Source organism: Halorubrum gandharaense, assembly GCF_054654575.1.
The window spans coordinates 1,690,703-1,714,037 of record NZ_BAAIET010000001.1; the positions used below are offsets into that span (position 1 = coordinate 1,690,703).

Consider the following 23,335-nt stretch of genomic DNA (forward strand, 5'->3'; position numbering starts at 1 on the left):
GGTCATTCTCGGCTCGCGCTCTCCGTCATCCTCCGCCAGCATCCTCACCGTCATCCTCCGCCAACGCGGGTGGCTCCGGCTCGGTCGGCTCGCCGGTCCACGGGTTGACCGAGTAAACGCCGTACTCGGCGTCGAGCGCGCGAGTCGCCTCCGTCTCGACCGCACAGATGAACGTGAGTCCGCAGACGTCGGCGCCGGCGGCCTCCAGCAGGTCGATCACGACGCCGACCTGCGAGGCGGTCTCGACGTAGTCGTCGACCAGCAGAACTTCGGCGCCCTCGGGCACCGCGCGGGCGTCGAGTTCGAGCGTCTTCTCCTCGCCAGACCAGTCCACGCAGTCGTCGGCAAGCCGGTGCTCGTCCGCGATGGGGAGCTTGCCGCCCTTCCGTACGGCGAGGAAGCCGGCGTCCAGATCGCGGGCGAGCGCGGCGCCGGGGATGAACCCCATCGCGTCGATGCCGGCGACGTACGTCGGGTCGGGCTCGGTGACCGACAGCAGGTCCTCGACCACCGCGGCGTAGCGCTCCGGCGCGGCGAAGAGGTTGGGGACGTTCGAGCGGTAATCCGCGCTCTCCAGCAGGTCGCGGTACTCGTCCCACTCCATATCCGGGCCTGCGCCCGCCGGCGAGTTGTAGCTGGTGGTCCCCGCGCCCCTTTTGAGCCCCGCGGGCCTACCTCCATCCAGTGACCGTCACGAGCGTCCACGAACCGAGCCACCGCGAGGCGCTGTGGGAACTGGAATCCGCCTTCGAGCGCGGCGACCTGATCACCGTCTTCGGCCGCTGTACGGTCGACTACGAGGGTCGCGCCGCCACCGAGCTCGGCGCCGGCGACCGGCTGGTCGTCCTGAAACCGGACGGCGCCGCGCTGGTCCACACCGACGAGGGGCGCACTCCAGTCAACTGGCAGCCGCCGGGGTCGACACACCACGCCGCCGTGCGCGACGGCCGGCTCCGGATCCGGTCGGAGCGCACCTCACCCGCCGAAACGCTCACCGTGCGCTTTTCCGCCATTCACCAGCTCTCCGCGATGGCCGTCACCGGCGGCCGCGACCTGGAGGTCCACGGTAGCGAGGAGGACCTCCGCACTCGGGTGCTCGAACGCCCCGATCTCGTTGTCGAAGGGTTCGAGCCGACGGCAACCGAGCGGGAGACGAGCGCCGGGCCCGTGGACGTGTTCGGCGTCGACGCCGCGGGAACGCCGGTCGTCGTCGAGCTGAAGCGCCGGCGCGTGGGGCCTGACGCGGTCGGCCAGCTCGCCCGGTACGTGGAGGCACTGCGGGAGGAGCTCGGTGTTGAGGAGGATGCCGATCCCGCAGAGACCGACGACACATCCGCCGTTCGCGGCGTGCTCGTCTCGCCCTCGATCACCGACCGGGCCGCGGACCGGCTCGCCGAGCGGGGGTTCGAGCACGTGGCGCTGTCGCCGACCGCGGACGACGAGGGTACCGGTGCGGACGACGAAGCCGAGGACGGTGAAGCCGGGGGCGACACCGACACGGACGGCGCAAACGACGCCGAAACCCCCACAGGCGACTGATTACGGGTCCGCCGGCGACCACATCGGGGCTTCGACGGCGCCGACAACCGTGCGACCGCCGTGCGCCCGTCTCACACGCCGAAGTCGGCGGGTATCGAAGGCTTTATCGCCGCCGCGGGGGCTACATCGGACAAGTAGCCATGTCTGACAAACCCGCCTCTATGTACCGGACGATCGACAAGCCGTCGTACACCCGCCGCGAATACATCACGGGAATTCCCGGCTCAAAGATCGCCCAGCACAACATGGGCGACCTCTCGACGGAACCCGACGACTACCCGGTGGAGATCAGCCTCCGCGTCGAGGAGGAGCTCCAGATCCGGCACGGCTCGCTCGAGAGCGCGCGCCTGTCGGCGAACCGTCACCTGCTGAAGGAGCTCGGCGAGGGGAACTACAAGATGATCCTTCGCAAGTTCCCCCACCAGGTCCTCCGCGAGAACAAACAGGCGACCGGCGCGGGTGCGGACCGTGTCTCCGACGGGATGCGCCAGGCGTTCGGCAAGGTCGTCGGCACGGCCGCCCGCCTCGACAAGGGCGACGTCGTCTTCACCGCGTACTGCACGGCCGAGCAGGCGCCCGTCGTGAAGGAGGCGTTCCGCCGCGCATACAACAAGATGTCGCCGCCGTGCCGTATCACGGTCGAGCGCGGCAACGAGCTGCTCGTTTCGTAACGCTCCCGGTCTCCCCGTCTCTCCGTTTCTCTCCACGCGTTTTCGACGGCGAGCCGCGCGCTCGCGCAACCGTGCGGTGAACGCACCATCCGACGACGAGCACCTACAGAACCGCAACCGATAGGACGCCGGCCCGTCTGTGCCGGAGTATGCACCCGGCCGCCGCGCTCGCGGAGTTCGCCACGTCCGCCCTCGCGTTGCAGACCACGGAGGCGCCGGCGACCCCGGCGCCCCGGGAGATCGCCGGCGTCACCCTCCCGCTGTGGGGGGAGATCGCCCTACTGCTCGTCGGGTCGCTAGTCGCGGCGACGCTGATCGAGGCCGTCGTCACGGTGCTCGCCCGCCGGCTCGACCCCTCCGAGGGGACGATCCGCGGCGTCGTCTTCGAGGAGATCCACGTCCCGCTGTACGTCTCGGTGTTCCTGTGGGGCGTGTATCAGAGCCTCGTTCTCATCGGGTCGCCGGCGCTGACGGTGATCATGAACCTGACCCTGACGGTCGTGCTCGTGTTGTGGATGCGGGCCGCCATCCGGGTGGGGAACCGCGGCCTCGAACGGATCAAGGAGCGCGACCGGAGCTACGAGTTCGCGCCGATGCTGAAGAACCTCTGGTCGGTGTCGGTCGTCGTGACGGCGCTCGTCGGCCTGCTCGTGATCTGGGAGATCGACGTGACGCCGCTGCTGGCGTCCGCCGGCATCATCGGCATCATCATCGGCTTCGCCGCCCAGGACGCCGTCTCCAACTTCATCGGCGGCGTCGCGCTCTACTTCGACGACACGTACAAGCTGGGCGACTTCATCGTCCTCGAAACCGGCGAGAAGGGAACGGTCGTCGACATCGGGCTCCGCTCAACCACGCTCCTGACGCGCGAGCGCGTGATGGTGACGGTGCCGAACTCGCTGCTCAACAGCGCCCACGTGATCAACGAGTCCGCCCCGCAGCGCTACAAGCGGATCGGCCTCTCCATCCGCGTCGCCTACGGGACGGACGCCGATCTCGTCGAGGAGATCCTCCTGGAGGAGGCCGAGGACGCCAACTACGTCCGGGAGACCCCACGACCCGAGGTCCGGTTCATGGAGTTCGGCGACAGCGGGATCGAGTACGAGCTCCGGGTGTTCGTCCCCCACCCCACGCGGGCGTCGCGCGCCCGCCACGCGGTCAACACCGCCGTCTACAAGCGCTTCGCGGAGGAGGGGATCGAGGTGCCGTACCCCCGCCGGGATGTTCGGATGCGGGGAGACGAACCCGCGGACGTGCCCACGGGTGTTCCGCCGGAGCCGCCCGCAGACGATCCGGAGCCAGTGGCGGACGACGCGGGCGACGCCGGCCGAGCGGACGAAGCGAGCGACGACCCCGCCGCGAACGACGGGCGCTGACCACGCATGCTCGACCTTCTCGCGTGGACCGCCGCCGTCCTCCTCTACGGCGTCGGCGACCTGGTCACCACGGTCGCCGGCACCCGCCACGACGGGATCGAGGAGCGCACCCCGCTCACCCGGTGGCTGTTCGGCCCCAAGCCGTCGCTGCTCGGATTCGGGCTGTTCAAGCTCGTCCTGCTCGCCGGGTTTTACGTTGCGCATCTCCCGTTTCGTGAGGCCGCCTACGCGCCGGCGCTCCCTGCGGGCATCGCGCTCGTCGGCGCCGTCGCCGTCGCCAACAACCTGCTGGCGATCCGGCGTGTTCGGAGGCGAGCGTAGTGATCGGGAGATACGGAGTGAGTGCGAAGGCGGGCTCGGGCGGAGTTGAACCTCACTCACTCCCGTTCGCTCGCTCCGCTCGCTCACCTTCCGTTCCCTGGTTCAGCCCCGCCCTCAAACACGCACAGACCTGCGGCTCACGGAGTTGTTCGCCGCAGGAAGTGGGCTCGGGCGGAGTTGAACCACCGATCTCAGCCTTGTAAAGGCCGCGTCATAACCAGCTAGACCACGAGCCCTCATCAGGAAAAGCCCGCCGGCGCTGAAAACGGTTTTCTTTCCGCCCCGCCAACCCCCTGTCGTGAACCGCCGACACCTCCCCGCACTCCTCGCGCTCGTCGCGCTCCTCGTCGCGGTTGCCGTCTACACCAACCCCGGACTCCTCATTGTCGGCTACGACACGACGGAGGTGACCGCCGTCGACGGCGAGACCGACGCCGAGCTCGCGACGGTGGAGGCGCGGGTCGCGGATGATGCCCGCAAGCGCTACGTCGGCCTTTCGGAGACGGAGTCACTCGGTGCGGACGAGGGGATGCTGTTCGTCCACGACGAGCCCGGCGAGTACGGCTACGTGATGCGGGACATGGCGTTCCCCATCGACATCATCTTCGCGGACGAGGACGGCGTCGTGACGGCCATTTACGAGGCGGAACCCGAGTCACGGCCCCTCACCACCTACGAGGGGGAGGGCCAGTACGTCCTCGAAGTGCGAATGGGGTGGAGCGAGGAGAACGAGCTTGAGGAGGGCGACCGACTGGTGTTCGAGCTCGACGACTGACCGAATCAACCGGTGGCGCCGGCCACACGAAAGAGCCGGTCGCTGGAGTGGGCGTTTTGCAAGAGTGCGGGAGTGGGTATTGCAACCGGCGCCATCGGTGATCGCTTATAAATAACCCTGAGTGGTTCCGATTCTTCCTTATAAATCCAAACTGCGGTCGGCGCGCGCGAGAAACGCGCGCGAGGGAGGTCGACGGCGGCCGCGGAGCGGTCCCGCGGCCGCCGTCGACCGAGGCTGGGGAGGGCTGAGGTGCGGTTGCGGTGCTGTGCGGGGTGGGGCTCAAAGGGGCAGGCGTCTCCGGGAAGACGGACGACGCAAGCACCGCAGCGGGCGGTGCTGAGAGCGAGGAGCGCAGCGAGCCCCTCGACCGGAGCCGGCTGGGGCTTTTGAAGGCGGTCCTCACCAGTGTCGCATCAGCAACTCACCAAACAACCACTCCTTATAAACGAGAAACTGAACCACCTACATCCCACTTATAAACTTCTCATCCGCTCACCTGACACACCTACTCCCGCACTCGATCGTCACTCAACCTCCCAGAAATCGTGAGGGACGCTGGAAATCCGACAGTTGACAGTGGACGCCGTGTATCAGGCGTCGAGCGCCTCGATCAGAAGCTCCGCCACGTCGACGATCTCCACCTCCTCTTCGAAGCCGCCGGTTTTGCGACCGTCCTCGAACATCGTCGTGCACATCGGGCACGCGACGACGAACTTCTCGATTTCGGCGCCGGCGTCGGTGTCCTCGACGGCCTCACGCAGGCGCTCCTCGCTCGGCTTCACCTCCTCGTCGTGCTCCGTCCAGAGGCCGCCGCCGCCCCCGCCACAGCAGAACGAGTCCTCGCGGGAGCGCGGCATCTCGTAGAGGTCGGCGCCGGTCGCGCGGATCAGCTCCCGAGGCGCCTCGTACTCGTCGTTGTACCGCCCGAGGTGACAGGGGTCGTGGTAGGTGACGGTGTAGTCGAGCTCGTTGCCCGAGAGGCCGAGCCGGCCCTCGCTGACAAGCTCCTCGACAACCTGCGTCCAGTGGCGCACGGCGACCTCCCCATTCGGGTTCCACGGCTCCTCGCGGTCGAACGGCATCATCGGGTCGTCGGCAAACTCCGCGAAGTCGACCTCGGGGTACTCGTTTTTGATCGTGTTGTACGAGTGCGGGTCCGTACAGACGATCTGCTCGAACTCGCAGTCGGCGAACGTCTCGACGTGGTGACCCGCCAGTTCGAGGTAGAGGAACTCCTCGCCGATCCGACGGATGTCGTTGCCGTCGTTCTTCTCGTCGTCGAAGAGGATGCCGAACGACACGTCGGCCTCGTCGAACAGCCGGGCGAGCGCGCGGGCGACCTTCTTGTTGCGGTCGTCGTAGCTCGGGTAGTCGCCGACGTACCAGAGGTACTCGACCTCGGTCTCGCGGGCGTCGGCCACCTCGACGCCGTCGTCGAGGTCGTCGGTCCACTCGCCGCGTGCTCCCGGCGACTCGCCAAACGTGTTCCCCTTCCCCATCACGTCCTGGAACACGTCCTGGAGGTGGGAGTCGACGGCGCCCTCGTCGACGAGCTGCCGGTTCATCCGCGTGAAGGAGGTGAGGTGCTCGATGTCGACCGGGCAGGCGTCCATGCACGCCATACACGACATACACGACTCCATCGACTCCGCGGCGATCACGCCGCCCTCCTCGGCGACGATTGGGACGGTGTCGCCCGAGCCGCCGGCCGCCGCAACGCCGCCGTCGGTCGCCACGCCGCCGCTTCCGCCCGACCCGCCACCCGATCCCCCGACCACGGGGTCGTCGCTGACGGACTCGCGGTACGCCTTCAGGTCGAGGATCACGTCACGCGGGTCGAGGTTGCGCCCGACGGTCTCGGCCGGGCAGGCCGAGGAACACCGGCCACAATTGGTGCAGGCGTCGCCGTCGAGCAGCTCCTTCCAGGTGAAGTCCTCAAGCGACTCGGCGTTGGTGTGGTCGAGGTCTGCCGGGACGTTCGGCAGGCGCGCGCCGGCCTGCTCATCGCGCGCGACGACGTTCGCGAACGAGGAGATCATGTGGAACGGCTTGGCGTACGGGATCCACGCGATGAACGCGAACGCAAGCAGCGAGTGGTGCCACCAGATGACGCCATAGGCGGCCTCGGCACCGGCCTGCGTCAGGCCGGCCCCCTGGAGCCCGGCGGCCATCGCCATCCCGACGAACGAGACGGTCTCGCCGGCGCGCTCCGGCTGGCCGACGATGCCGACCGCCTGCACGAGGAAGCCGCCGACGCCGAGCAGGAACAGCGTCCAGACGAAGGCGTCGTCCTCCAGCGAGGTGTGTTTGCCCCATAGTCGGCCGTCGCGCTCGCGGTAGCGCCGCCGGATCGCCATGCCGACGCCGACGACGAACAGCAGGCCGAACGCGTCGACCATGAACTGGTAGGCCAGATAGAAGTCGCCGACCCAGAACGACTCACCCATCAACGGCCGGTACACGTCGATGTCGAACCCGAGGATCGCCGTCGCCACGACGAGCACGAGGAAGCCCCAGAGGACGAACGTGTGCATGATACCCGCATAGAGGTCCCGGTCGAACTGGTTCTCGTTCGAGAGCACGGTGCGCGTCGCTGCGAGCGTCCGCGCCGGCAAGTTCGAGAGCCGGTCGACAGGGTCCTCGCTCCCCCTCGAGTACGACGCGAATCGGGCGTAGACGCCGTACAGGAACACGAGGATCGCCACGGCGGCGAGCCAGTAGAAGGCGGCCTTCCCGACCGGACCGATGGTCCAGAACGTCTCCCGGGTCGCCGCCTGCAGCACAGTCATGGTCGTGTACGCGGTTACGGTCGGGTTAAAGCTTGCCACAGCGGTCGCCCGCTGGCGGTTCCGGCCGCGCCGACTACCACCTCACGCACCGCCTCACGCCCCGCCTTACGCCCCACCGCGCGCGGCGAGCGCGGCGAGCACGAGGAGCCCCACACCAACTCCGAGAACCGGCAGGTCACTCCGCGAGAACGCCAACCGCGGTAGTGTCGGGTTCCACGCGAAACACCGGGCGTTCAGCGCGGTGCCGAGCCGGTCCGCACGCCCGAACGCGCGGTTGATCCCGCCGATGGCGACCGTCCGCATCCGCTCGCGAACCGGGCGCTCGTCGCCGACTCGCGCCCGCGAAGCGTCCCGCGCAGCAATCAGGTCCCGTTTGAGCAGCGGGAGAAACCGGAAGACGAGCGCGACGCCCGCGCCGAGGAACTGCCCAGGTTTCCCGGGAATCGTGTGCTGGATCGCCGCCCGGGAGTCGCGAACGGGCGTCGAGCGCACGTAGGCAGCCGAGACGACCAGAATCAGCAGGACGCGGTAGCTCGCCAACGTCGTCTCGACGGCGTCGTCCACCCGAAACCAGGGGTCGCCAAGCGTGAGTCCGGCAACCGCTGGCGCAACGAGGAGGAAGGGAAACGCGAACCGGTACCCCCACAGGTCACCGGCGCCGCCGCCGGCGATCCACAGGCTCCCAACCGCAAGCAGCGTGAGCGCCGCCAGTTCGCGAGGGGTGGTGTACGCGTAAGCGGCCGCCGCGAACCCTACTTGGACAAGCAGCTTCGACCGCGGGTCGAGTCGGTGGGCTAGGGAGGAGCCGGGAACGTAGGCGAGAGTCATGCCGAGTCGAACTCCGCCGGCACCCGCACGTCGAGGGCAGAGAGGTCGGCGACTGGGGACGCGGGCGGCGCATCCACGACGATCCGTCCGTCGGCCATCCCGACCACCCGATCCGCGAGGTCGAGCACGTCGCGCAGGTCGTGGGTGACGACGACCACGGAGGTTCCCTCCTCGCGGAGCGCCCGCAGCCGGTCGAGCACGGAGCGGCGCGCGGGCTCGTCGAGGCCCGTGAACGGCTCATCGAGCACGAGGTGGTCCGGCTCCATCGCCAGTGCGCCGGCGATCGCCACGCGTTCGCGCTCACCGCCCGACAGGGTCTCCACGCGATCGTCCTCGCGACCCGTCAGGTTCACCGCCGAAAGCGCGTCCGCGACCCGGCGGTCGATTTCTTTGCGGGACAGCCCGAGATTCTCCGGGCCGAACGCCACGTCGGCGCCGACGGTCGCCGCCACCAGCTGATCACGAGGGTCCTGAAACACCATGCCGACGGCTGACCGCGCCGCCACGAGGTTCTCCTCGACCGGCGTCCCGTTGACGGCGACCTGACCCTCGTCGGGGGTCGTCAGCCCGTTGAAGGTGCGGACGAGCGTCGTCTTGCCGGAGCCGTTGGCGCCAGCGACGATGAGGAACTCGCCGTCCGCAATCGTCAGGTCGGCGTCATCGACGGCGACGGTCGCGTCACCACCGCGACCGTAGCGGCAGGTGACGCCCTCGATTCGGATCACGATTACCTCTCCCCCTCAGGCCGCACTGACGGCGTCCGAGCGCACGATGCCGACCGCGGTGGCGACCTTCGCGGCCTCCGCGGGGAGGAAGGCGACGGCACCGACGAGGAACGCCTCGATCGGACCGAGCGACAGCACGAGCATCATCCCGACGATACCGAACGCGTAGATGACGACCGTCCCGGCGGCCATCGCTCCGACCAGCCGCGGCACGCCGATCGTCTTCGGATCGCGAAGCGTCGTCCCGCCGTGAACGAGTACGCCGACGAGCGCGGCGGCGACCGGGTACGACCAGAGGTAGCCGAGCGTCTCACTGCCGAGAAGGACGCCGATGCCGCCGGTACCGGCGGAGAACACCGGCGCGCCGAGCGCACCGGCCATGAGGTAGAGGACGAGCGCGGCGCCGCCCCAAACGGGGCCGAGGAAGACCCCGGCGAGGAAGACGCCGAGCACCTGCAGCGTCACCGGTGCGGGCGACACCGGGAATGGGAACGAGACGTACGCGAACGCGCCGACGAGCGCGGCGAACAGCGCCGCGCGGGCGAGGTTGGTCGCCGCCTCGTCACCGACGAGGTCGACGGACTCCGTGCTGGTTGCCATGCCCCGCCCTCTCTCGTAAACCCTCCTAAAGACACTGGTTCACGAGCGCGTTGGCGCACGGCGACAGCTGCGGATCCGAAGCCGACGATCGGCCGTTCGAGCGCCTGAGTCGGTTGTACGCCGACAGTAGGCTTTTGTGTCCGGCGCCCGTCGACACGATTCCATGGACGAGCAAACCGAGAACCTCCGCGATCTGTTCATCGACGCCACGGGCGCCGAGACGGCGACCTCCAAACAGGAGGAGTCGCCGGGGTCGCTGACCGACCGCGACGAGTCGTCGGTCGACGAGCGTCTCGGGGAGCTCCTCGCCGCCCTCCGCGAGCGCAACGGTGCCGACACCGATCTCGACGATGCCGCCTACAAGCGCGTCGTCCGCGGCTTCTACGCCGAGGAGGACGACGCGACGATCGCCGACGCGCTGGGCGCCGAGGAGACGACGGTCCGTCGTGCACGCCTCGACTGCCACCTCGTGCGCGAGAGCGACCGCGAGGGCCCCGTCGACTACACCGCACTGAAGCGCCGCATCGCCGAAACGGACGGCGAGCTCGACGAGGAGACGACCGAGACGCTCGCCACGGAGTTCGACGCCGACCCGGAAACCGTGGAACGACTCGCTGCGGTCGCCGCCGCAGAGCTCGCCTCGGCGCGCGCCAACGGCCGGTTCCGCGACGAGTTCCGTGAGCTCCTCACCGACGCCGCGATCACCGACTCCTACGCGGGCGACGCCCGCGAAGACGGCCTCCGCGAGGCCACCGAAGACATCGAGACCGACGTGTCGCTATAGCCGGGCGCCCGTCCGTAGTTTTAAATCGGATAACGGGGCCACTTCGCCCCGTCCGTGATCCCCTTCAGCGACCTCGCACGCGCCGCCTACTGCCCCCGTCAGTGCTACTACGCCCGCCGCGAGGACGACCGCGACCTCCCCGAGTCGGTTCGGAAGCGCCGGGCGCTCGCCTTCCGGTACCCCGAGCTCGTCGACGCGCCCGACCGCGAACTCCGCCGGCTCCCCATCGAGCGGTCGCCGGCCGCCTACCGCCGGAATCTCGCCCGCCTCAGCGAACGCGACGACTTCGACCGGCTGGCCGACCCCGCCCGCAAGGACGCCTTCGTCGCGGGTCGGGACTGTCACGGCGTCGTCCACAAGGTGCTGTCGCCGGCTAGCGACGCGGAGACCGGCGCGGAACCACCCGCGGAATCCGAACCCGAACAGCCGCCTCCACCCATCCCCGTCGTCGTCTCACCCGGAGAGCCGCCGAAAGACGGTGTTTGGGAGCCGCAGTCGGTGCGCGCCGTCGCCGCAGCGAAGGCGCTCGCGTGGGAGCACGAGCGGGAGGTCCTCCGCGCGCTCGTCGAGTATCCGACCGTCGGCACGGTGCGGGAGGTGCGGCTCACGACCCGCAAGAAGGCGGCCTACCGCAAGGCGGTTCGGACGGTGCGGAGCATCGACGGGCCGCCGAGTCGGGTGGCCGACTCCCGGTGTGAGCCCTGCGAGTACCGCGACCGCTGTGGCACTCGCCGGCGGTCGCTGAAGTCGCTGCTCACGGGTTGAAATGCCATCGGAGAACCGGGACCGCGCTACTCGTCGCTCGCCACCAGCGACTCGTACTGCGCGCCGGTCTGTTTCAGCGTCTCCGTCGAGTAGAGGCGCTCGTGGTCGAACGGGAGGTGTTCGGCGGCGAGCTCGTCGATCTTCGCGTCGACGGCGTCGGCCTCGCGGCCGTGGATCATCGTGAACAGGTTGTACTCCCAGTCCTGCTCCAGGCGGCGCGGGCGGTGGTAACAGAGGGTGACGTACGGGAGGCTGCCGACCTCCTCGCCGCGCGCGTCGAGCTCGTCGTCCGGCACGTCCCAGACGACCATGCAGTTGTTGTGGAAGCCGGTGACGACGTGGTTGACGACGCAGCCGACGCGCTTGATGCAGCCGTCCGCGAGCAGGCGGTCGACGGCGGCGACCACGTCCTCCGCGGTCGGTGAGAGGCCGGCGGCCTCGCCCTCCGTGTCCGCGGCGATGGCGGCCGCCACGTCCGCGTAGGGTGTCGCGGAGAGCGGGAAGCCATCCTGAATCGCGAGAAGCACGGCGGCGTCGAGCGGCGTGAGGTCGCCGCGCGCCTCCTCGGAGATGCGGGTGGCGGAGACGGTCGTCTCCGCGACCGACTCCCGCGCAAACCGGTCGTCATTGACCACGGGAAACTCCAGGTCGATGTAGTAGTCCGTGAGCATCGGGAGGTTGAGGACTTCACAGCCGGTCTCCGCCTCGATCTCCGCGAGGATCGCGTCGCGCATCTCGCGGGAGCCCGCGGTGACGACGAACCACTGGTTCCACTCGTGGTCGCGCCGGTAGTTGTGGTTCACCTGCCGGAAGCCGTTGATCGTCTCGGCGACCGCCTCGAAGCGCTCCTCCGGCGCCTGCACGGCGGCGAGCGTCGAGGACCCGATGACTGGGGGGTTGAGGACGGCGCCGAACCGGCGGAAGATCCCGCGCTCGCGGAGCTCGCGCACGCGGTCGAGCACGTCCTCGGCCGACAGCTCGTGGCCAGTCCGCTCGCCGAGCTCGCGGGCGACCGCCTCGAAGGGGGCGGGTGCCACCGGGAACCCGCTCTGGTACTCGTCGATCAGGAAGGCGTCGACGGCGTCGAGGTCGGATCGCCAGTCCGCGTCGAGGCTCATTGACGAAGCTTGGGGATGGGGGAGAATACGGGTTTCGGAGGCGGCGGCCTGCTCATTCCGCGGAGCGCGTCTCGGAGCCGCCGGCGGATGTGGCTGCGGCCGTGGGGGGAGCGACGGCAGTGTCGACCGCCACCGGCGTGAACGTCCGCGCGCTCCGCTGGAGCTCCGCGACGGTGCAGCCGCCCGCGGTCGCCGCCTCCTCCAGCGTCAGGGTGCGGGAACGATACAGCGTCAGCGCGGTCGCCACGGAGTTCGCGGTCATTGGACATTCACCAAGAGATTGGACGTGTACATAACAGTATCGGATTTTACACAGTGTCTAAACCCATGGTCTGCCTATATAGTGGACGTTCGGACACTATTTTAACCACATTCAGGTGTTTGTGCGTTTCTTATTTGTCATACCGTGGCATGCTCCCCGGTACTCGGTCGTCGAGCGCGCTTCGGGAGGATCAGGGGTTCTCACGCGCCGGGAGTCGAACGGGAGGCTTTTGCTCCAAGCATCCGAAACCTCACTCATGTCCCAGGCGACCCGCGAGTTCGGCGAGTGGCCCATTAAACGGCTGATGACCGAGGTCTGTGGCTCCGGCCACAAGTCGGCCGACGATCTGACGCGCGCGCAGGCGACGGAGGCGTTCGAGCGCATCCTCGCCGGCGAGCCCGACCCGACCACGCTCGGCGCGTTCTGGCTCGCCAACCGCTGGAAGCGCAACACGCCCGTTGAGTTGGGCGCGTACGTCGACGTGATGTGCGAACGCGTCGAGTACGCCGAGCCCGACTGTGACCCCGTCGACTGCGGCGCCAACTACGACGGGAAGGGCCGGTCGGCGATCCTCGGCGTCGCGGCGGGTGCGGTGGCGGCCGCCGCGAGCACGCCCGTGGTTGTCCACTCCGGCGACCGCGTCCCGACGCAGAAGCAGGACGCCTACAAGCACGTTCTCGACGAGCTCGGCGTCCGCACGGAGCTGTCGCCCGCCGAGTCCGCCGACATGGTCGACGACACCGGCTTCGGCTTCTACTACCAGCCGGCGTTCAACCCCGCGATCGACGAGCTGTACGGGCGCCGCGACGAGATGGGCGTCCGCACGTTCGTCAACACGATCGAGACGCTGGCGAACCCCGCCGGTGCCTCCACGCACCTCGGCTCCTTCTACCACCTCGCGTTCGCGAAGAAGGTGGTCGACACGTTCGTCGAAAGCGAGTTCCACGACCTCGACCGCGTCCTGATGTTCCAGGGGATGGAGGGGTACGACGACGTGCGCCCCGGCTACACGAAGGTCGCGGAGTGGGACGCGAGCGGCGAGGGGGCGGGCTCCGACGGCGCCACGTTCGACGACTTCGAGATCGAGACCGCGGACCTCGGCATGGAGATGGAAAGCGAGGATCTCCACGTCGACGATGTCGCCGGCGAGTCCGCGCGGATCACGGAGGAGGTGCTCGCCGGCGAGCGCGACGGTGCCTTCGCGGACGCGATCGCCGTCAACGCCGCGCTCCGGATCTACGCCCGTGACGACGCGGACTCCATCGAGGGCGGCCTCGAACTCGCCCGCGAGGCGATCGACGACGGCTCCGCGGCCGCTGTGCTCGACGACCTACGCGCGTTCTGAGGTCGGCAGGTCGCGACACGCCCGTCCGAGCCGGTCGGGCTACTACTCGGGCGCCGGCGGCATCGAGCGCTTGTGCTTGCTCGTCTCGTACAGCTCCACCACGCGGTCGACGGCCTCGACGGGCACGTCGAGCTCCCGGGCGGTCGCCGCCCGCGAGAGCCCGCCGTCGACGTGGACCGCGAGGATCGCGTCGAGGGTGTCGTAGTCGAGGCCCATCTCCTCCTCGTCGGTCTGTCCGGTCCACATCCCCGCCGTCGGCTTCTGCATCACGAGGTCGTGGGGGACGCCGACGTGTTTGGCGAGCTGGCGCACCTGCATCTTGTAGAGGTTGCCGATGGGGTTGCAGTCGACCGCCTGGTCGCCGTACTTGGTGAAGTAGCCGGTCGCGGCCTCCGCACGATTCCCCGTCCCGAGCACGATCCGGTTCTCGGCGTTGGCGACGAAGTAGTTGAGCACGGCGCGGGTCCGGACGAACACGTTCCCCTTTGCCATGCGGTCCTCGGCGGCGTCCGGGTACTGCTCGAAGAACGTCTCCGCGATCGGCTGGATCTCCACCACGTCGTACTCGATCCCCAGTGACTCGGCGACGCGCTCGGCGTCGCTCATGATCTCGGGGTCGTTCACCTCGGCGGGCATCGTGATCCCGTGGAGCCCGTCGACGCCGAGCGCCTCGACGGCGAGATGTGCCGTAAGGGTGGAGTCGATGCCGCCGGAGAGCCCGAGCACGGCGCCGTCCGCGCCGGCGTCGTCGACGACGCTCTGGATGAAGGACACGATCCGGTCGCGCGCGTCGTCGAGCTCCTCGTCCGACAGCCGGAGGTCGAGCGGCGGGTCGTCCGACAGCAACACCGACGCCTCGGAAGTCTGCGTCATTGGCGTCCGGTTGGGCCGCAGGCACCTAATAGGGGATGGCCGCGGGCAAAAAGTGGACGAGCGTCAGGTTCGCGCCGGCTGACGCGTCAGCGACTCGCGACGGCGGGACCGTCCCGGGCCTCAGGACCGGACGTACGCGACTCCCGCGAGGGCTCCGGCCCCCATGGCGGCGACCCCCGCCGCGGTCGAGGTGTCGATCAGGAGCGCGCCGGCGAGGATCAGGCTCGCCGCGAGGACGGCGTAGCCGGTCTCCTTTCCCCGGTCGACGCCGTCGGTGCGGACGGCGATCTCGCCGCGTTCGAGGCGGTCGACCGCGGTGCTGAGCTGCCGGGGGAGCCGCGCGAGCGCGGGAACGGAGGCGCGGAGGTCCTCGCTCACGTCCCCCGCGAACGACAGCGCGCCCTCCTCCATGTGGCCTGCCTCGACGAGGTATCGCCGGGCGGCGTCGAGGAAGTTGAATTCGGGGTCGAGGTCGCGGCAGACGCCCTCGCCGACGGTGCCGACCCGGATGAGCAGCATCACGTCCGGCGGGATGCGGAACGGGAAGTCGCGGAGGTCGCCGGTTATCTCCTCGAACACGGCGTGCCAGCCCACGTCCTCGCGCCCGCGCAGGGTTTCGAGGGTGATGTCCAGCGTGTCGGCGACCGCCCGCCGGTTCACGTCGCGGTCGAGGACGTCCAGGGCGATCAGCGCGTCGACGAGGCCGTCGACGTCCCGGGTCGCCATCGCCCGATAAAGGTCGACGATCCGGGACTGGGTGGCCGGCGTCAGCTCCTCGCACATCCCGTAGTCGTAGATGGCGAGTTTTCCCTCGTCGGTCACGGAGAGGTTGCCCGGGTGCGGGTCCGCGTGGAAGACGCCGTGGTCGAGCCCCATCCGGAGGTACGTCTCGGCGATGAGGTCGGCCAGCTCCTCGGGGTCGACGCCGCGCTCGCGGACCGCCTCGTGGTCGGTAACCTTCGCGCCCTCGACGTACTCCATGACCACCACGCGCTCCGTCGAGAGCTCCTCGTCGACCCACGGAATGTGGACGCGGTCGTCGTCGGCGAAGTTGTCGCCGATGGCGCGCATCATCCGGGCCTCCCGTTCGAAGTCGAGCTCCTCGACGATGATCTCCTCGAAGTCGTCGGCGAGGTTCCGCAGCGAGTAGCGGTGTTGCGGCGGCGCGAACGCCAGCGCGAGGGGGATCAGCCGCCGGATGACTCGCAGGTCGCGCTCGACGAGGCGGGCGATGTCGGGCCGCCGGACCTTCAGCGCGACCCGCGTTCCGTCGGCCGTCCTGTCGGCGGTGTACACGAACGCGAGCGACCCGCCGGCGACCGGGTCGAGGGAGTCGAGATCGATGCCGTCCCCGTCGCCATACGCGTCGCGGAGGACGGTTTCGGGGTCGCCACCGACGTCCTCCGGCACCTCGTCCTGGAGCGTTCGGAGGGTCTCGGCGTACACCGGCGGAACCAGGTCCGGGCGAGTGGAGAGCACCTGTCCCGCCTTGATGAACGCGGGGCCGAGGTCCAGCAGGGTCGACGCCAGCTTCTCCGCCCGGCGCTCGTGTTCCCGCCGCGAGGGCTCGCGAGGATTGCCGAGGACGACGAACCGTCGTCGGTCGCGGAGGGCGGCGACGACGAACGGGACGAGCGCGAGGAGGACGGCCGCGTACCGCCGGTAGAATCCACCCATCGATCGGAGCCCTCGCGTGGAGGCCGTAAAATACCGCCGGCCTCCCGTAATCGCGCCGGCCTCGGTCGGTGACCCGACGGCGCCGACGGGCCTACAGCAGCCCCTCCCGTTCGGCGAGCTGCAGCCCCTGCAGCGTGGCGTCGTTAGTCGGCGGATCGCGCGCGACGGCGAGCGCCTCCTCGATCGGGACCGCCCGCGGGGTGAGAAACTCGTTGGAGTCAGCGTCCACGTCGACCGGCTCCAGCCCCTCCGCGAACACGTAGCCGCGCTTGTGGCGCAACACGCCGGTCGAGCACCACACTTCCTGGAGCAGGCTGGTCGAGTCGGGCGCGAAGCCGGCCTCCTCGGCGAGTTCTCGCGCGCCGGCCTCGGTGTACGACTCGCCGCGTTCGACGATCCCCGCGGGGAGCTCCAGTTGGGTGTTGCGGACGGTCGGCCGGTACTGCTCGACGAACAGCACGTTTCCGTCGGCGACCGCCACCACGACGGTCGCGGGCGACAGCTCCGCCCAGTAGTAGTTCTTCAGGCTCCCGTCTGGCTGCTCGACGCGGTCGTAGCCGCCGACGAACCACCCCTCGTCGTACTCGACGACGACCTCGTGGACCGGCCACTCCGGCTCGCCCGGCAGTGAGTGGTTGCGGCCGTCCGAAAAGGCGGGGAGGTCGCGGAGGTCGGCTGCGGGGGCGTCGGAATTAGCAGCGTCACCGTCGGCGTCGTCGTCAGTCATGCCTCCGGTTGCACGACCTCGACGTAATACGTTTCCCCTTCGGTTTCGACGTACACTCCGTCGCCGTCGGTCGCTTCCGGCACCCGCTGTGTGAGCTCGTCGAGCTCGTCGAACGGCGTGTGAGTGAACCACTCTTTGATGCCGTACGGCCCCATCAGGTAGGGGTCGGATCGACCGTCGTCGGCCGCGAGCGCATCGGTGAGGAACGGGAAACGGCGCTCGGAGACCTCGCTCACGTCGACGGCGGCGCCGTCGTGCTCGACGGACTCGGCGGTGAGGTAGTAGGGGTCGCCGCTCCCGAGGTACTGCGGGAGCGCGCCCAGCGCGAGCAGGGCGACGACGACCAACGCGATGGCGATCAACAGGTTCCGGGTGACCCGGCGCATATGGTCGGAGGTAGGGGGTCGGCGGGAATACGGGTTTCGACGCCGGCGTCGTGGCGACTGCGGGCGACGGTCTCGCCGGCGTCGTCGTAATCACGGGCGACCGCGCCGTCGCCGGCCCGGCGCAGTCGATGACCCGATGCCGCAGTCGGACGCTACTGCTGGACGAAGTCGTACTCGTCGGGGTCGAAGCCGTCGAGCGGCGAGGAGCGATACTCCTCGACGAGCCGCCAGTCACCGTCGGGATAGTAGTCGGGAGCGTCGGCCTCGAAGGCGCTAAGCGTGTGTCGGAAGCCGTCGATCTCCCCCCACTCGGTGTAGCGGATCGGGTCGGGAAACAGCGTGTCGAACTCCACGTCGCGGATCGCGTCCGCGACGGCAACGGGATCGGCCTCGCCGGCGGTCTCGGCCGCCTCGGCGATCAGCATCCCCGTGACGTAGCCGTACGCCTCGTGGGTGTCGAACCGGTCACCCTCGGCGTCCGCGAAGCGCTCGGCGACCTCGCGGAACGCCTCGCCGTACGGGTCCGACGAGTGAAGGTGGAGGAAGCCGTCGGTGGCGTCATCGAGCCCGCTTTCGAGGACTCCCGGCGGGAGCCCGGCACCAGTGGTGATCTCCGGGTCGAGCCCGACGTCTCTCGCCTGATTGTCGATCGCGATGGAGCCCGGCGGGTGGCCGGTGGCGACCAGCATGTCGAGATCGTCGGGAAGGTCACGGAGGAACGGCGTGAAGTCGTCCTCGTTGACGGGGGCGGTCGCCGTCTCCAGCTCGACGCCGTCCGGGATCAGCGCTTCGAGGCTCGCCTCCAGCGTGTTCCCCCACTCGTAGTCGCCGATGATGGCGCCGACCGTGTCGTAGCCGCGCTCCTCGATCAGCTCGATCTGGGGCAACACGTCCGTCACTGCTGGCTGGGACCCCATCCGGAACGTGTACCGGGTGTCCTTCGGGAGGATGGTGTGGGATCCCGCCATGTGGAGCACCAGCGGCACCTCCAGCTCCTCGGCCGTGCGACGCGTGCGCAGCCCCACGTCGCTGGAGACGGGACCCGTGATCGCGAGCGCGCCGTCGCGCTCGACGAACTGGCGGAACACGGTGTCGGCCTCGCCGGCGTCGCTGCCGGTGTCCGTCGTCTCGACTTCGACGTCCCGGCCGAGCACGCCGCCGTTGTCGTTGAGCTCCTCGACCGCGAACTCCAGACCAGCCTCGTGCGCCTGGCCCCACGCCGCGAAGCCGCCCGAAAGCGGCTGGAGCGCGCCGATCGTCAGCGTGTCGTCGTCACCGCCGCCCAGACAGCCGGCGAGGCCCGTCGCCGCCAGCCCCGCGCCGCCCGCCCGGAGGACCGACCGCCGGTCGAGCGTCCGGCCGTGCTCGTGTGTCATGCCCCCGACTCCGGGCTGCGCCGATTAGTAACTGTCGGATGAGTACATTACTGTACAGATGTGTGCATTAGAAGCGTCCCGCCAGCACGGGCTGGTCCGTCGTTGCCCCCGCGACCCGTCGGTAGTTGCGGCAGCGCCCGCGTCCTCAGTCGTCTGCGGCCGCCGAGCCGGCGTCGGTGCCGGCGCGCTCCGCCTGCAGGTCGCGGGCGTACGCCGCGAAGTTGTCGAAGATCGCCTTCGCCTCGCAGGCGGCCTCGAACTGCTCGGGGGAGATGTCCGCGAGCACGTCGTCGACGCGGGCGTCGCCGAGCCGCTCGCGTTTTCCGTCGGTCACCTCGCGGGCGGTGTCGAGGTCGTACTCCGGGTGGAACTGGACGCCCCAGCAGTGGCCGTCGCGGAACGCGTGGACGCCGTGCTCGTTCTCGGCCAGCAGCTCCGCGCCCGGCGGGAGGTCGACGACCGCGTCGCCGTGGGTGGTGAAGACGGTGAACTCCGAGTCCACGTCCGTGAACAGCTCATCGCCGTGGTGAGTGACCGTATTGTAGCCGATCTCGAAGTCGTCCATGCCGGAGACGCGCCCGCCGAGCGCCTCCGCGAGCACCTGATGGCCGTAACAGACGCCGAGCACCGGGAGGCCGGCGTCGGCCGCCTCAGCGACGTAGTCGACGAGCGGGGGGATCCACGCCTCGTCCCAGTAGACGGACGAGCGCGATCCGGTGATAACGACGCCGTCGAAGTCGGTGTGGTCCGGAAGGTGTCCCTCGGTTGCGTCGAACTCGGCGAGGTCGGCGTCGAGCTCCCGCCGGAAGTTCCGTCGGGTGTTCGCGCCGTCGTGCGCTGCGTTGAGCAGGGCGAAGCGAAGCCGCGTCATACCCCGAGCTACGCGAGCAAGCCCTTAAACCGTTGTGACGGTGTCGCTCACTGCCGGCGTCGCGGAGGCGGCCTGCGGAGAAATCGGGGGCGGCCTGCGGAGAAAGCGGCGCGTCCACTCAGGCGAACGGGTCGCTCGCGTGCTCGGCGAGCCACCCGACGAGCAGGTCGTTGACCGCAGCGGACGCCTCCACCCCAACCAGGTGGCCCGCGTCGGGAAGCTCCTCGAACTCGCCGCGCGGGAGCCCCTCAGCCAACGTCTCGCCGGCGCTCGGGGGACACACCGCGTCCTCGCCGCCGTGGATCACCAGCGCGGGCGTCGTCAGCTCGTAGAGCCGGCCGGCGTAGTCGAACCCCTCGACGGCGGCACGATGTGCCGCGAAGACCTCCGAGCCGGCGTCCTCCGCGATCCGCCAGTCGGCGATCCGGTCGAGCTCCTCGGGGCGACGCTCGCGGAAGTCGGCTGACAACAGCGCGGAGAGTGTAGCCTTCATCGCCGCGGGGTCGTTCGGATCCGCCCACACGCCCTCGACGTTGTAGGCGTCGCCCGAGGCCGCCGTCCCGAGAAGCACCAGACTCTCGGCGCGCGTCGACCGGTCGGAATGGGCGAGCGCCACCATGCCGCCGAGCCCGTAGCCGACGAGGTGGGCAGTCCGGACCCCGGCGTCGCGCAACACTGCCTCAAGGTCGCTTGCCAGCTCCTCGACTGAGTACGGGCCGGGCGGGGCGTCCGAATCGCCGATCCCGCGAGTCTCCGGCGTTATCACCCGATGGGGACCGGCGAGCGCGCCGTGTTGCCAGCCGAACTGCCACGCGCCGAACCCGGCATCGCCACAGAAGACGACCGCCTCGTCGGCGGCCGCCGACTCGCCGTCCACCTCGTATCGGAGTCGTACGTCGCCGTTGTTCGCGTAGGGCACGCGATCCAGTTCGGCCCCGGAACCCGTTAGTGTTCGGGTCGGGCGCACCCGCGAGATCGACCGTTGTGTACCACCACACTCAAATCGAGTGATGCCCTTGGTACACAAGTCCATGCCGCGGTGTACCAGATGTGGCGACGAGATGGCGGCGCGGGGGACCGGCCTCCTCGCAAAGCTCGGGCTCGGGAGCCTCGACGGCTACGAGTGCCCCGACTGCGGGACGCTCCTCTGTTCTGACTGCTTCAAGGAGCGCACGATGGAGCTCGCCGGCACCTCCCACGACCGCTGTCCGGCCTGCGACGGGACGCTCGTCAAGCGGTGAGCGTGCGGTGAGGCTGGAACGCAGGCAAGACGTTATACTCGCCGACCGGCAAGCGGGAGTATGACACTCTCGCTCGACGCGACCCAACTCGACCGGTACTCCAGACACATCATCCTCGAGGAGGTCGGTCCCGAGGGCCAAAAGCGCCTGCTCGACGGAAGCGCACTCGTGCTCGGCGCCGGCGGGCTCGGCTCGCCCGTCATCCAGTACCTCGCGGCCGCCGGCGTCGGGACGATCGGGATCGTCGACGACGACGTGGTCGAGCGCTCGAACCTCCAGCGACAGATCGTCCACGGCGACGCCGACGTGGGCGAGCCCAAAGTCGAGTCGGCCGAACGCTACGTCGAGAACCTCAATCCCGACGTGGACGTGGAGGCCCACGAAACGCGCCTCGACGTGTCGAACGCCCGGGAGCTGATCGGCCGATACGACATCGTCGTTGACTGCGCGGACAACTTCGAGACGCGCTACGTCGTCAACGACGCCGCCCGGATCGAGGCAACCCCCGTCGTCCACGGCGCCATCTACAAGTTCGAGGGGCAGGCGACGACGCTGCTGCCCGACGGCCCCTGCTACCGCTGTCTGTTCCCAGAGCCGCCCGAACCCGGCACCGTCCCCGACTGTGCAGCGACCGGCGTGCTCGGCGTGCTCCCCGGCACGCTCGGCTGCATCCAGGCGACCGAGGCGGTGAAACTCCTGCTCGACGCCGGCGAGCCACTCGGCGGTCGGCTGCTGTTTTACGACGCGATGGAGCTGTCGTTCGACACCGTCTCGTACGCCCGCAAGCCGGACTGTCCGGCATGTGGCGAGGACGCCATCGAGTCGCTGGAGGGGATCGACTACGCGGGCGGCGGCTGTCGGATCGACGCGGACTGAGCGCCGCAAGCACCGGGACGCGCGGCAGACGCCGGCGCGCGCCGGTCAGAACGACCGCGGGAGGTCGAGGACGTTTTCGCCGACGTAGTTCAACGCGAGCTGCTGGGTGATCGGCACCAGCCGCGTGAGCCGCGCCTCGCGGAAGTAGCGCTCCACATCGTACTCGCGGGCAACCCCGCGCCCGCCGTGGGTCTGGACGGCGGCGTCGGCCGCCTCGAACGCCGCCTCGCTGGCGAGGTACTTCGCCATGTTCGCCCACGCGCCCACCGTCTTGGGATCGGCGTCGGGGCCGGTTTGGGCCGCCGCGGTGTAGACGAGCTGTCGGGCGGCCTGAACGCGGGCGTAGGCGGCCGCAAGCGGATGCTGGACGGCCTGATTCTTCCCGATCGGATTGCCGAACACCTCGCGGTCGGCCGCGTAGGCGGCGCCGCGCTCGATGGCGGCCTCGCCGAGACCGGCGCACTCGGCGGCGATGACGAGCCGCTCCTCGTTGAGCCCGTCGAGGACGTGGTAGAAGCCGCGGTCGAGCTCGCCGATCAGGTTTTCCTCCGGGATCCGGAGGTCGTCGTACTCGACCTCGAAGGAGTTGACGACGCCGCTAACCGTCTTGTCGATCGCCGAGAGCTGGATCTCGCCGGCGTCGATGGCGGGCTCCAACTCGACCAGGAACAGCGAGACGCCCTGCGTCTTCTTCTCGACCTCCTCGTAGGGCGTCGTTCGGGCGGCGACGACCGCGTAATCGGAGACGTCGATCCGGGAGGTCCAGATCTTCTCGCCGTTGATCACCCACTCGTCGCCGTCCTGCTCCGCGGCGATGCCGCTCCGCTCCGAGGCGCGGTGCGCCTCGCGTTTCTCGGCGGTGGTCTCGATCGCCGTCGACTCCGAGCCCGCCTTCTCCTCGGTGAGCGAGAAACACTGGATCCAGGCGTCGCCGGCGGCGACCCGCGGAAGGAGGTCCTCCTTCATCGCCTCGCTGCCGTAGTTCACCAGCGGTGAGGAGTTGTAGACGGCGGCGTGGACCGTCTGGGCGCCCGAGAAGCCGGCGCCGCTGGCGGCGATCGTCTCCATCATCGCCACCGCCTCCTGGGTGCCGAGCCCCTTGCCGCCGTACTCCTCGGGGATGAGGATCCCGAGCCAGCCGTCGCGCGCGAGGCGGTCGACGAAGTCGTGGGGGTACTCCCCCTCGCGGTCCTTCTCGCGCCAGTAGTCGCGGTCGAACTCCGCACAGATGTCGGCGATCTCCTCCCGGACGGCCTCCGCTTCCGGGGTGTGGTCGACCGCGGTCTCCGAGAACCCGATCATGGTACGAAGTCGCGGACGAACAGTAAAAACCGGGAGGGATCCGGCAGAGTACGCCGGACGAGCGGCGGACGATCGACGGCGGGCGCCCACTTCGTGCCGGCGTTTGCC

General features: G+C 69.3%; 25 protein-coding genes and 1 tRNA gene. 10 read left to right on the forward strand and 16 right to left on the reverse strand.

The genetic code is table 11. The features are described 5' to 3' along the window. Positions 1-25 precede the first annotated feature (25 nt). Entirely contained in the window at positions 26-604 is a 579-nt protein-coding gene (locus ACYQ07_RS08085; RefSeq protein WP_459879659.1) for a phosphoribosyltransferase family protein, read from the reverse strand. An 80-nt stretch (positions 605-684) separates the two neighbouring features. Between ACYQ07_RS08085 and nucS the strand changes: the two genes are divergently transcribed. The 4 genes from nucS (at position 685) to ACYQ07_RS08105 (ending at position 3,907) form a co-directional block, all read left to right on the forward strand. After that, positions 685-1,539, forward strand: a complete 855-nt coding sequence (nucS, locus tag ACYQ07_RS08090) for an endonuclease NucS (protein WP_459879662.1) — start codon at positions 685-687, stop codon at positions 1,537-1,539. 140 nt (positions 1,540-1,679) lie between these two features. After that, entirely contained in the window at positions 1,680-2,210 is a 531-nt protein-coding gene (locus tag ACYQ07_RS08095; protein ID WP_459879665.1) for a 50S ribosomal protein L16, read from the forward strand. 149 nt (positions 2,211-2,359) lie between these two features. Then, entirely contained in the window at positions 2,360-3,586 is a 1,227-nt protein-coding gene (locus tag ACYQ07_RS08100) for a mechanosensitive ion channel family protein (RefSeq protein ID WP_459879668.1), read from the forward strand. Between the two features lie 6 nt (positions 3,587-3,592). Then, positions 3,593-3,907, forward strand: coding sequence for a DUF5658 family protein (locus tag ACYQ07_RS08105; protein WP_459879671.1), 315 nt, complete (start codon positions 3,593-3,595; stop codon positions 3,905-3,907). Between the two features lie 162 nt (positions 3,908-4,069). On the opposite strand, the gene ACYQ07_RS08110 is transcribed toward ACYQ07_RS08105, so the two are convergent. Continuing rightward, positions 4,070-4,143: transfer RNA gene (locus tag ACYQ07_RS08110), tRNA-Val, on the reverse strand. Between the two features lie 62 nt (positions 4,144-4,205). On the opposite strand from ACYQ07_RS08110, the gene ACYQ07_RS08115 reads away from it, so the two are divergent. Beyond that, entirely contained in the window at positions 4,206-4,682 is a 477-nt protein-coding gene (locus ACYQ07_RS08115; RefSeq protein WP_459879674.1) for a DUF192 domain-containing protein, read from the forward strand. 590 nt (positions 4,683-5,272) lie between these two features. Here the strand turns inward: ACYQ07_RS08115 and ACYQ07_RS08120 are convergent. The 4 genes from ACYQ07_RS08120 to ACYQ07_RS08135 form a co-directional block, all read right to left on the reverse strand. Next, positions 5,273-7,471 (reverse strand): (Fe-S)-binding protein, encoded by a 2,199-nt coding sequence (locus ACYQ07_RS08120; RefSeq protein ID WP_459879677.1) that lies wholly within the window; start codon positions 7,469-7,471, stop codon positions 5,273-5,275. A 105-nt stretch (positions 7,472-7,576) separates the two neighbouring features. Further along, the gene (locus tag ACYQ07_RS08125; RefSeq protein ID WP_459879680.1) at positions 7,577-8,299 is read right to left on the reverse strand and encodes an energy-coupling factor transporter transmembrane component T family protein; all 723 of its coding nucleotides are present in this window, start codon (positions 8,297-8,299) and stop codon (positions 7,577-7,579) included. After that, positions 8,296-9,024, reverse strand: coding sequence for an energy-coupling factor ABC transporter ATP-binding protein (locus ACYQ07_RS08130; RefSeq protein ID WP_459879683.1), 729 nt, complete (start codon positions 9,022-9,024; stop codon positions 8,296-8,298). The genes ACYQ07_RS08125 and ACYQ07_RS08130 overlap by 4 nt, the downstream gene beginning before the upstream one ends. 15 nt (positions 9,025-9,039) lie before the next feature. Then, on the reverse strand, positions 9,040-9,624 hold the full coding sequence (locus tag ACYQ07_RS08135; RefSeq protein WP_459879686.1) for a biotin transporter BioY: 585 nt from the start codon (positions 9,622-9,624) through the stop codon (positions 9,040-9,042). A gap of 163 nt (positions 9,625-9,787) precedes the next feature. Between ACYQ07_RS08135 and ACYQ07_RS08140 the strand changes: the two genes are divergently transcribed. Together ACYQ07_RS08140 and ACYQ07_RS08145 are read left to right on the forward strand one after the other, a co-directional pair. Continuing rightward, the gene (locus ACYQ07_RS08140; protein WP_459879689.1) at positions 9,788-10,408 is read left to right on the forward strand and encodes a hypothetical protein; all 621 of its coding nucleotides are present in this window, start codon (positions 9,788-9,790) and stop codon (positions 10,406-10,408) included. A gap of 54 nt (positions 10,409-10,462) precedes the next feature. Then, positions 10,463-11,173, forward strand: a complete 711-nt coding sequence (locus ACYQ07_RS08145) for a hypothetical protein (RefSeq protein ID WP_459879692.1) — start codon at positions 10,463-10,465, stop codon at positions 11,171-11,173. Positions 11,174-11,199: 26 nt separating this feature from the next. Here the strand turns inward: ACYQ07_RS08145 and ahbB are convergent, their stop codons facing one another. Next, entirely contained in the window at positions 11,200-12,291 is a 1,092-nt protein-coding gene (gene ahbB, locus ACYQ07_RS08150) for a siroheme decarboxylase subunit beta (RefSeq protein WP_459879695.1), read from the reverse strand. A gap of 52 nt (positions 12,292-12,343) precedes the next feature. Next, positions 12,344-12,553 carry a DUF7317 family protein gene (locus ACYQ07_RS08155; protein ID WP_459879699.1) on the reverse strand — a complete coding sequence of 70 codons (210 nt, stop codon included), beginning with the start codon at positions 12,551-12,553 and terminating at the stop codon, positions 12,344-12,346. Between the two features lie 256 nt (positions 12,554-12,809). Between ACYQ07_RS08155 and ACYQ07_RS08160 the strand changes: the two genes are divergently transcribed. Beyond that, positions 12,810-13,898, forward strand: coding sequence for an anthranilate phosphoribosyltransferase (locus tag ACYQ07_RS08160; RefSeq protein WP_459879702.1), 1,089 nt, complete (start codon positions 12,810-12,812; stop codon positions 13,896-13,898). Between the two features lie 42 nt (positions 13,899-13,940). On the opposite strand, the gene ACYQ07_RS08165 is transcribed toward ACYQ07_RS08160, so the two are convergent. The 7 genes from ACYQ07_RS08165 to ACYQ07_RS08195 all read right to left on the reverse strand — a co-directional run bounded on the left by ACYQ07_RS08165 (position 13,941) and on the right by ACYQ07_RS08195 (position 20,727). Further along, the gene (locus ACYQ07_RS08165; RefSeq protein ID WP_459879705.1) at positions 13,941-14,771 is read right to left on the reverse strand and encodes an NAD+ synthase; all 831 of its coding nucleotides are present in this window, start codon (positions 14,769-14,771) and stop codon (positions 13,941-13,943) included. Positions 14,772-14,891: 120 nt separating this feature from the next. Beyond that, positions 14,892-16,448 carry an ABC1 kinase family protein gene (locus ACYQ07_RS08170; protein WP_459879708.1) on the reverse strand — a complete coding sequence of 519 codons (1,557 nt, stop codon included), beginning with the start codon at positions 16,446-16,448 and terminating at the stop codon, positions 14,892-14,894. Between the two features lie 91 nt (positions 16,449-16,539). Next, positions 16,540-17,175: an NUDIX hydrolase gene (locus ACYQ07_RS08175; protein WP_459879711.1), complete on the reverse strand. Its 636-nt coding sequence runs from the start codon at positions 17,173-17,175 to the stop codon at positions 16,540-16,542. Beyond that, positions 17,172-17,561, reverse strand: a complete 390-nt coding sequence (locus ACYQ07_RS08180; RefSeq protein ID WP_459879714.1) for a hypothetical protein — start codon at positions 17,559-17,561, stop codon at positions 17,172-17,174. The genes ACYQ07_RS08175 and ACYQ07_RS08180 overlap by 4 nt, the downstream gene beginning before the upstream one ends. A gap of 152 nt (positions 17,562-17,713) precedes the next feature. Continuing rightward, positions 17,714-18,937 (reverse strand): ABC transporter substrate-binding protein, encoded by a 1,224-nt coding sequence (locus tag ACYQ07_RS08185; RefSeq protein ID WP_459879717.1) that lies wholly within the window; start codon positions 18,935-18,937, stop codon positions 17,714-17,716. 145 nt (positions 18,938-19,082) lie between these two features. Next, positions 19,083-19,808 (reverse strand): type 1 glutamine amidotransferase, encoded by a 726-nt coding sequence (locus tag ACYQ07_RS08190; protein ID WP_459879720.1) that lies wholly within the window; start codon positions 19,806-19,808, stop codon positions 19,083-19,085. A gap of 118 nt (positions 19,809-19,926) precedes the next feature. Next, positions 19,927-20,727, reverse strand: a complete 801-nt coding sequence (locus ACYQ07_RS08195; protein ID WP_459879722.1) for an alpha/beta fold hydrolase — start codon at positions 20,725-20,727, stop codon at positions 19,927-19,929. A gap of 91 nt (positions 20,728-20,818) precedes the next feature. Between ACYQ07_RS08195 and ACYQ07_RS08200 the strand changes: the two genes are divergently transcribed. Together ACYQ07_RS08200 and ubaA are read left to right on the forward strand one after the other, a co-directional pair. Beyond that, entirely contained in the window at positions 20,819-21,049 is a 231-nt protein-coding gene (locus tag ACYQ07_RS08200) for a hypothetical protein (RefSeq protein WP_459879725.1), read from the forward strand. A gap of 60 nt (positions 21,050-21,109) precedes the next feature. Beyond that, positions 21,110-21,925 carry an SAMP-activating enzyme E1 gene (gene ubaA, locus ACYQ07_RS08205; RefSeq protein WP_459879728.1) on the forward strand — a complete coding sequence of 272 codons (816 nt, stop codon included), beginning with the start codon at positions 21,110-21,112 and terminating at the stop codon, positions 21,923-21,925. A 45-nt stretch (positions 21,926-21,970) separates the two neighbouring features. Here the strand turns inward: ubaA and ACYQ07_RS08210 are convergent, their stop codons facing one another. After that, on the reverse strand, positions 21,971-23,227 hold the full coding sequence (locus tag ACYQ07_RS08210) for an acyl-CoA dehydrogenase family protein (protein WP_459879731.1): 1,257 nt from the start codon (positions 23,225-23,227) through the stop codon (positions 21,971-21,973). Between the last annotated feature and the right edge of the window lie 108 nt (positions 23,228-23,335).